General features: G+C 47.2%; 8 protein-coding genes. All 8 read right to left on the reverse strand.

The window, feature by feature from the left end:
* Window positions 1-126 precede the first annotated feature (126 nt).
* A complete protein-coding gene (locus RIC07_RS16045) occupies window positions 127-408 on the reverse strand; it encodes a hypothetical protein (RefSeq protein ID WP_446395411.1) in 282 nt (93 codons plus the stop codon).
* A complete protein-coding gene (zwf, locus tag RIC07_RS16050; protein WP_446395412.1) occupies window positions 383-1,912 on the reverse strand; it encodes a glucose-6-phosphate dehydrogenase in 1,530 nt (509 codons plus the stop codon). The genes RIC07_RS16045 and zwf overlap by 26 nt, the downstream gene beginning before the upstream one ends.
* A gap of 249 nt (window positions 1,913-2,161) precedes the next feature.
* Entirely contained in the window at window positions 2,162-3,319 is a 1,158-nt protein-coding gene (gene tal / locus RIC07_RS16055; protein ID WP_446383529.1) for a transaldolase, read from the reverse strand.
* A 102-nt stretch (window positions 3,320-3,421) separates the two neighbouring features.
* Entirely contained in the window at window positions 3,422-4,486 is a 1,065-nt protein-coding gene (gene fbp / locus RIC07_RS16060) for a class 1 fructose-bisphosphatase (RefSeq protein WP_446383531.1), read from the reverse strand.
* Window positions 4,487-4,586: 100 nt separating this feature from the next.
* Entirely contained in the window at window positions 4,587-4,775 is a 189-nt protein-coding gene (locus RIC07_RS16065; protein WP_446395413.1) for a hypothetical protein, read from the reverse strand.
* 187 nt (window positions 4,776-4,962) lie between these two features.
* Window positions 4,963-5,088, reverse strand: a complete 126-nt coding sequence (locus RIC07_RS16070; protein ID WP_446395414.1) for a CHAT domain-containing protein — start codon at window positions 5,086-5,088, stop codon at window positions 4,963-4,965.
* Window positions 5,089-5,252: 164 nt separating this feature from the next.
* Entirely contained in the window at window positions 5,253-5,378 is a 126-nt protein-coding gene (locus RIC07_RS16075) for a CHAT domain-containing protein (protein WP_446395415.1), read from the reverse strand.
* Window positions 5,379-5,542: 164 nt separating this feature from the next.
* Window positions 5,543-7,420, reverse strand: a 1,878-nt coding sequence (locus RIC07_RS16080) for a CHAT domain-containing protein (RefSeq protein WP_446395416.1), incomplete at its 5' end; no start/stop codon positions are given.

The following is a 7,420-nucleotide window of genomic DNA, read 5'->3' on the forward strand; positions in this document are numbered from 1 at the left end:
TCATTGGTCATTGGTCATTGGTCATTGGTCATTGGTCATTGGTCATTGGTCATTGGTCATTGGTCATTGGTCATTGGTCATTGGTCATTGGTCATTGGTCATTGGTCATTGGTCATTGGTCATTGGTCATTGGTCAGGGAATAGGCAATAGGCAACACCTCGGCTTCGCTCGGTGTGTCTTATGGAATAGGGTAATGAGTTATAGAAATTTTGTCTCCCATCTTCTCCATCTTCCCCTGCTCCCCCTGCTCCCTCTGCTCCCCCTGCTCCCCCTGCTCCCCCTGCTTCCCCTGCTTCCTCTGCTCCCCCTGCTCCCCCTGCTCCCTCTGCTCCCTCTGCTCCCCCTGCTTCCTCTGCTCCCCCTGCTCCCCCTGCTCCCCAACTAGGGTCTACGCCAACGACGTCCATCCCGATTAATCAGGTTTTCTGCCTCCCTGGGTTCCCACGTTCCGGCTTCGTATTGGGGAATCGTGTCGGGGTCAGTGGGTGCTTCCCAAGCGGATAGGGCTGGGGTGATCACCCGCCAGGCTTCTTCCACTTCATCGGCGCGGGTAAATAGCGTTTGATCTCCCAACATACAATCGAGTAATAATCGATTGTAGGCATCAGATGTTGCCATGCCAAAGGATGAGCCATAGCTAAAATCCATATCAACTGTGCGGGTACGAAGCTGTGGACCCGGCATTTTTGCCTCAAATCGCAGGGAAATGCCTTCATTGGGTTGAATCCGCATCGTCAGCACATTGGGACTGGTTTGTTGGGCGGCGGATTGGAAAATCAGTAAGGGGACATCGCGAAACTGAATCGAAATCTCACTGACTTTCTTCGGTAACCGTTTCCCAGTCCGCAGGTAGAAGGGAACACCTTGCCAACGCCAGTTATCGATCATGAGTTTCATCGCCACGTAAGTGGGTGTGATGGAGTTGGGATCAACGCCTTCTTCTTCTCGATATCCTGATACTGCCTCCCCTTTCATCCAGCCTGCCTTGTACTGACCCCGAACCGCTGAACATTCTAAATTATTAATATCGGCTAAATGTGTTGCCTGAACTACTTTTACTTTTTCAGTCCGGATACTATCCGCATCTAGGGAATTGGGTGGCTCCATTGCAGTTAAGCAAAAGAGTTGCATCAAATGGTTCTGCACCATGTCTCGCAGCGCACCCGATGTCTCATAGTAACCTGCTCTATCTTCGACGCCCACGGTTTCGGCTACAGTAATCTGAACGTGATCGACAAACTGGCGATTCCACAAGGGTTCAAAGATCGCGTTAGCAAAGCGGAAGACTAACAGGTTCTGAACGGTTTCCTTACCTAAGTAGTGATCAATGCGATAAACCTGTTCCTCACGACACACTTGCTGCACGACGCGGTTGAGAATTTGCGCTGAACTCAAATCTCGACCAAAGGGTTTTTCAATCACCAGGCGATGCTTCATGGGATCATCCAGCATTCCGGCTGTCCCCAGTTGGCGGATGGCTTCAGGGAAAAATTTGGGCGCAACGGCGAGGTAAAATACTCGATTTCCTCGGGTTCCCCGTTTACCATCCAGTTCTGCCAAAAATGCTTTCAATTTCTGATAGCTTTCTGGTTTATCGATATTGCCGGGACAATAGAATAGCCCTTCAGCAAAATCATTCCACAGTTCTTCAGAGTGAATTCCGTCAGAAAACTCCTCAATCCCTTCCCGCATCTGTTCGCGAAAATAGTCATGACTCCATTCGCGACGGGCTACCCCAACAATTGTTATTTCTGAAGGAAGTCGTCGTTGGCGTTTAAGCTGATACAGGGAGGGAACTAGCTTGCGTTGGGTCAGGTCTCCAGATGCGCCAAAAATCACTAAAATCAGCGGTTCTGGACTCCGTTCCTGTTGTAAACCAACGCGCAGGGGATTTTCTGTAAATGTCACCATTTCGAGTTTTGAGTTGAGTGTAGAGACGCGCCATGGCGCGTCTTGGGTTTTGAGTGTGTAGGGGCGGGTTTTACTATATCTCGTTTCTAGACCTCACCCGGATGTGACTCAACCCGCCCCGACCAAGTTTATACCATGGGTTATTGGTTTACACGGTTCATTGGCAATTTCCCGTTTCACGCGCTACCTCGGTAAGGGCGCAAGGATGGTGCCTCTACAGTAAGGGATACCTCACGCCTTGGGGTATCGCTATACCGTTGCCAAGTCTTTGACCTTGCTATCCAGGGAGGACATTAAGGACTCAAAGGGCTTGACAAATTTGTCAATGCCTTCATCAAGCAGTTCATCCATGACTTGATCCAGATCGATCGCGATATCGGGATCTTTGAGGTTTTCCATTAACTGGTACGCCTTTTCCACATCGGTTTCAATCCGATTTTCCGGAGAACAGTGATCGGCACAGGCTTCGATAGTATTCGGTGGTAGGGTGTTGACGGTATTGGGACCAATCAACTCATCGACGTACATGACATCACTGTAGTCGGGATTTTTGGTGCTGGTACTTGCCCAGAGTAGGCGTTGTACATTTGCGCCTTTAGCGGATAGGGCTTTCCAGCGATCGCTTTGAATAATCTCTTTGAACTTCTGATAAGCGATTTTGGCATTGGCGATCGCGACTTTGCCTTTAACATCTTCCAGCTTTGCGTCTTTCTCGATCCGGTCAACCCCAGCATGGAGTTTTTCGTCAATGCGATCGTCAATCTTACTGTCTATCCGGCTGAGGAAGAAACTGGCAACCGAGGCTATCTTGCTAATATCTTCTCCTTTTTCTGCCCGTTTTTCTAAGCCTCGGACATACGCCCAAGCGGTATCAATGTAACTTTGGATGGAGAAGAGTAGGGTAACATTGACGTTAATCCCTTCACTAATCACTTGCTCAAACGCAGGTAAACCTTCGGAAGTGCCGGGAATTTTAATCATTACGTTCTCCCGACCAATCTCTTGGTAATACCGACGGGCTTCATTAATTGTGCTTTCGGTATCTTTAGCGATGGTAGGAGGAACTTCGATACTGACGTAACCATCAAGTCCATCAGTTTGGTCATAAATCGGCTTGAGAATATCACAAGCGTTACGAATATCCTCAAAGACGAGGGATTCATAAATCTCCTCTACCGATTTGTTTGCCTTAATCCCCGCTTCGATATCGGCGTCGTAAATGGCATTCCCCGCGATCGCTTTTTCAAAAATCGCCGGGTTGGAGGTAATCCCGTGAACCCCGCGACTTTCAATTAACTGCTTCAGTTCACCGGATTCGATAATAGTACGGCTAAGATTATCCATCCAGATACTCTGACCGTAATCGTTTTCGATTTGGAAGATAGGATTATTGGCTGTTGCTGTCATGCTTAAACTCCTAAATTAGGGTATAGATTACTATTCGTCTGGATTCAAGGACATATCCCTGGGTTAAGGAACCTTGAATTCTTCGTTACGATTGATACTAAGCTAAGAACGAGACGCGATCGCTTCTTTGGATTCTCGCGCTCGTTCTTGAATAAAGGACTCCACTAACGCCACATCCTCTTTACTCCCGATAACCAACGGTGTGCGCGTATGGAGTTTTTCCGGTACCACGTCCATCAGGTTTTCGGTACCGGTACTGGCTCGACCCCCAGCTTGTTCGATTAAAAAGGCTAAGGGTGCAGTTTCATAGAGTAGACGCAACTTCCCTTCCGGTTTTTTCACAGTACCGGGATAAATGAATACGCCCCCTTGACACAAGATGCGATGGAAGTCTCCCACTAAAGCTCCACTATAGCGAGCCGTATACCCTTCATGGCGATGGACGTAGCGAATATAGTCGCGAATCGATTCATCCCATTGCCAGAAGTTCCCTTCATTGACACTATAAACCGGTCCATGCTCTGGCACTTGCATGTTTTCCTGGGACAGAATAAACTCACCCAAGCTGGGATCAAGGGTAAACGCATGAACCCCAGTGCCAATGGAGTAAACCAGCATTGTACTCGGTCCATAGATCACATAGCCAGCCGCGATTTGCTGGTGTCCATCCTGCAACAGATCCGTGGCTTCGCCGTCAATATCTTCGCCTTGTTGCCGACGAATTGCAAAAATTGAGCCGATATTCAAGTTAATATCAACATTCGAGGAGCCGTCAATCGGATCATAGATCAGGGAATACCGACCAATCGGGCAGTTTTCGGGAATGTAGTAGGGTTTTTCCATTTCCTCGGATGCCAAGCGGCAAACGAGTCCACTTTGTTTAAACACCGAGATAAATACATCATTAGCATAAGCATCCATCTTTTTGACGGATTCGCCCTGCACATTCACATTCCCGGTAAATCCCAACGCACCTTCGACCAAATCAGCGCGACTCAACCGTCGGGAAATAATTTTGGCGGCTAAGGCTATACGATTCATTAAGGCACTGAGATCTTGGGCGTCAGCACTAAAACTCTTCAGTTGTTGCAGAACGTGACGGGATAGCGTGGTACAATCCCGATCCAGCGAATGCTCTTCTACTAGAGACCGCTCGACATCTGCCATATTCTTTCCTCCTTATCGGTCACGCTGTTGGTAAGCGAGGGTACATCGTTAAGAAGCCCTGATACCAATCCTGGCATGGTAGTCTTTTCCACTTTACTCCCTATCTTAGAGAGGCATTGACCAACAAGCGTCTCACTTTAGAGGAATTTTCACATCTTTTCCGGCTGGATGGGGGGTTCAGTTGTTCAGATTGCATCGAAATGATGCTAAATTCAGGTTGCTCAAGCCGTGCGATCGCCGTAACGCCCGTTCCTTCGTAGTCAGTATTCGTAGGGTGCGTTAGGCGCATGGGAGGATTAACTTTGATTATCTCAACACCTAAGTGCGCCGTAACGCACCATGTTACGGTTCAGATAGTGAGGATTAACTTTGATTATCTCAACACCTAAGCGCCGTAACGCACCATGTTACGGTTCAGATAGTTCGGTGCGTTACGCTGCGCTAACGCACCCTAAGGTTTGAGGCTACTTTGAAACTTAATTCCACTCGCCTTGCAACGTAAACGCTGCCCAATAATAGGGAGATTTCCCTTGAGTTTCCCGTTGCATTTGTAACTGGGTTTCCCGCAACGCTTGGGCAGGTTTCAACCCATCATTCAACATTAAACCGTAAAATCAAGTATTCGTAGGGTGCGTTAGGCGCATGGGAGAATTAACGTTTATCATCTCAACACCTAAGTGCGCCGTAACGCACCATGTTACGGTTCAGATAGTTCGGTGCGTTACGCTGCGCTAACACACCCTACGGTTTGAGACAATTTTGGGCTTTAATTCCACTCGCCTTGCAACGTAAATGCTGCCCAATAATAGGGAGATTTCCATTGAGTTTCTCGCTGCATTTGTAACTGGGTTTCCCGCAACGCTTGGGCAGGTTTCAACCCATCATTCAACATTAAACCGTAAAATCAAGTATTCGTAGGATGCGTTAGGCGCATTGGAGAATTAACTTTGATTATCTCAACACCTAAGTGCGCCGTAACGCACCATGTTACGGTTCAGATAGTTCGGTGCGTTACGCTGCGCTAACGCACCCTACGGTTTGAGGCTACTTTGAAACTTAATTCCACTCGCCTTGCAACGTAAATGCTGCCCAATAATAGGGAGATTTCCATTGAGTTTCTCGCTGCATTTGTAACTGAGTTTCCCGCAACGCTTGGGCAGGCTTCAATCCATCATTCAACAGTAAACGGTAAAATCGGGTCATAAACTCCGCCGTTGCTGCATCATCCACATTCCACAAACTCACCACCAAACGCGGCGCACCTGCATACATAAACCCTCGCGTCAACCCCACTAATCCTTCGCCTCGGATTTCTTGTCCTAATCCCGTTTGACAAGCACTTAATACGACTAATTCCGCTGGCAGATTTAAGTTAAAGATATCATGGAGACGTAAAAAGCCATTTTTGGAATTCCCTTGTTGATCCACTAAGGATAACACCACACCTGATAATTCGGGCGCTTCACTATTGAGAATGCCATGAGTGGCTAAATGAATGATTTGATAATCTCTCAGTTGGGGATTGTCGATAAAGTCACGATTAGCCTCAAAATCAAACGCATTTGTTTGTGTCTCTGGTGACACTAAATTGAGAATCGCTTCGGCTTCAGTGCGAGTTCCAGGGAGGCGACTTAAGTTAATCTCGGAGACGCGAACAGAACGGTTGAGTAACGCTTGGTTTAAATTCGTTTCTGTGCCTCGGCTGGGGGCATTTTTAACGCGGTTATCATTATTGGTGAAAACCGGGTCAGCCAGAATCGCTAATTGTTTGGATGCTTCCTGGCGTCCGTTGATTTGGTCACGAATAATCCCCAAGGTGGAACTGGAGGGTAAGTTGACCAGTTCGTATTGATTGATTAGGGGGATGGGAGTATCGGTATCAGCAGTTTCGGGTGTGGCTAAAGCGGCGAATGGAATGTATTGTAATGCCCCATCTGCAACAACCAAAATGCGTTTTTTAGTTAATTGTTCAGCAACTTGTCCGAACAGGAGTTCACTCAGTTGTGAAAGCGAATTTAAATTATCACGGAGGACAACCGGAATCATAGCACCCCTTTGGCTAGGGTTAAATTCATAACCGGGAATTTGTAAGAGTCCATAGAATCGTCGGGCGAGGGTTTCGATTTCATCTCTGGCAGGGAGTCGATAACTGGTTAGGCTATCTTTGGTTACTGCCCAAAGATAACTATTCTCTTCTCCTAGGGCATACTGTAATAAAATAGTATCCTCATCCAGAATCTGTTGTTGAATTTGTTCTAAGGTTAGGGGTTGTGGATATTTCAGGGCGGCATATTGAGGACTTGTCGCCCGGATTTGGTCTTGCAGTTGTTGATAGTCGGCTAAAAGTTGTTGTCGTTGTTGTTCAATAGCGGTTTTCTGGGCTGGAGTGGATTCCGGATTACTATATATTTCAATCCGTTGTTTTTCGGTAGCATCGAGTTTGGCGTTTAAGGTTTGTTCTTGTTGGAGTAAGTCAGGATCTACACCTTCGCGGATATTGGCATTGGCTTCGGTGAGTAATTCTAATAGAGTTCTGGCGCGAGAACGTTCACTGGCGTGGAAGGCTTGTTTATCGTAGCCTTGATCCGGGTTTTGTTGATGCAGTTGCATCAGTAAGTCGATGTAGAATTGGTAATAACCTTGTACAGTGGCAAAATAGGTTTGACGCAATTCAGGACTAGCTACTTTAGTCCGCAAATCTTCGATAATGTCAATCGAGGCTTGCATTTGAGTTAACGCTAGTTGGAGATTGCCTTGGTTGCTTTCTGCGTAGGCGATATTAGAGAGGGTGGTTGCTTCTCCGGCGCGATTACCCACAGCTTGGGTTAAAGGTAAAGCCTGTTGCAAGTATTCTAATGCCTGTTGTTTTTCTCCTAAGGCATCATAGACCAGACCAATATTATTCAGGATTAGTGCTTCCCCAGTGCGATCGCC

The organism is Coleofasciculus sp. E1-EBD-02, assembly GCF_040218245.1.
In the GTDB taxonomy this organism is placed as follows: domain Bacteria; phylum Cyanobacteriota; class Cyanobacteriia; order Cyanobacteriales; family Coleofasciculaceae; genus Coleofasciculus.

Coding starts and splice junctions, on each gene's coding strand:
- RIC07_RS16045 (WP_446395411.1), bottom strand. CDS start 408: ATGGACGTCGTTGGCGTAGACCCTAGTTGGGGAGCAGGGGGAGCAGGG.
- zwf (WP_446395412.1), bottom strand. CDS start 1,912: ATGGTGACATTTACAGAAAATCCCCTGCGCGTTGGTTTACAACAGGAA.
- tal (WP_446383529.1), bottom strand. CDS start 3,319: ATGACAGCAACAGCCAATAATCCTATCTTCCAAATCGAAAACGATTAC.
- fbp (WP_446383531.1), bottom strand. CDS start 4,486: ATGGCAGATGTCGAGCGGTCTCTAGTAGAAGAGCATTCGCTGGATCGG.
- RIC07_RS16065 (WP_446395413.1), bottom strand. CDS start 4,775: ATGCGCCTAACGCACCCTACGAATACTGACTACGAAGGAACGGGCGTT.
- RIC07_RS16070 (WP_446395414.1), bottom strand. CDS start 5,088: ATGTTGAATGATGGGTTGAAACCTGCCCAAGCGTTGCGGGAAACCCAG.
- RIC07_RS16075 (WP_446395415.1), bottom strand. CDS start 5,378: ATGTTGAATGATGGGTTGAAACCTGCCCAAGCGTTGCGGGAAACCCAG.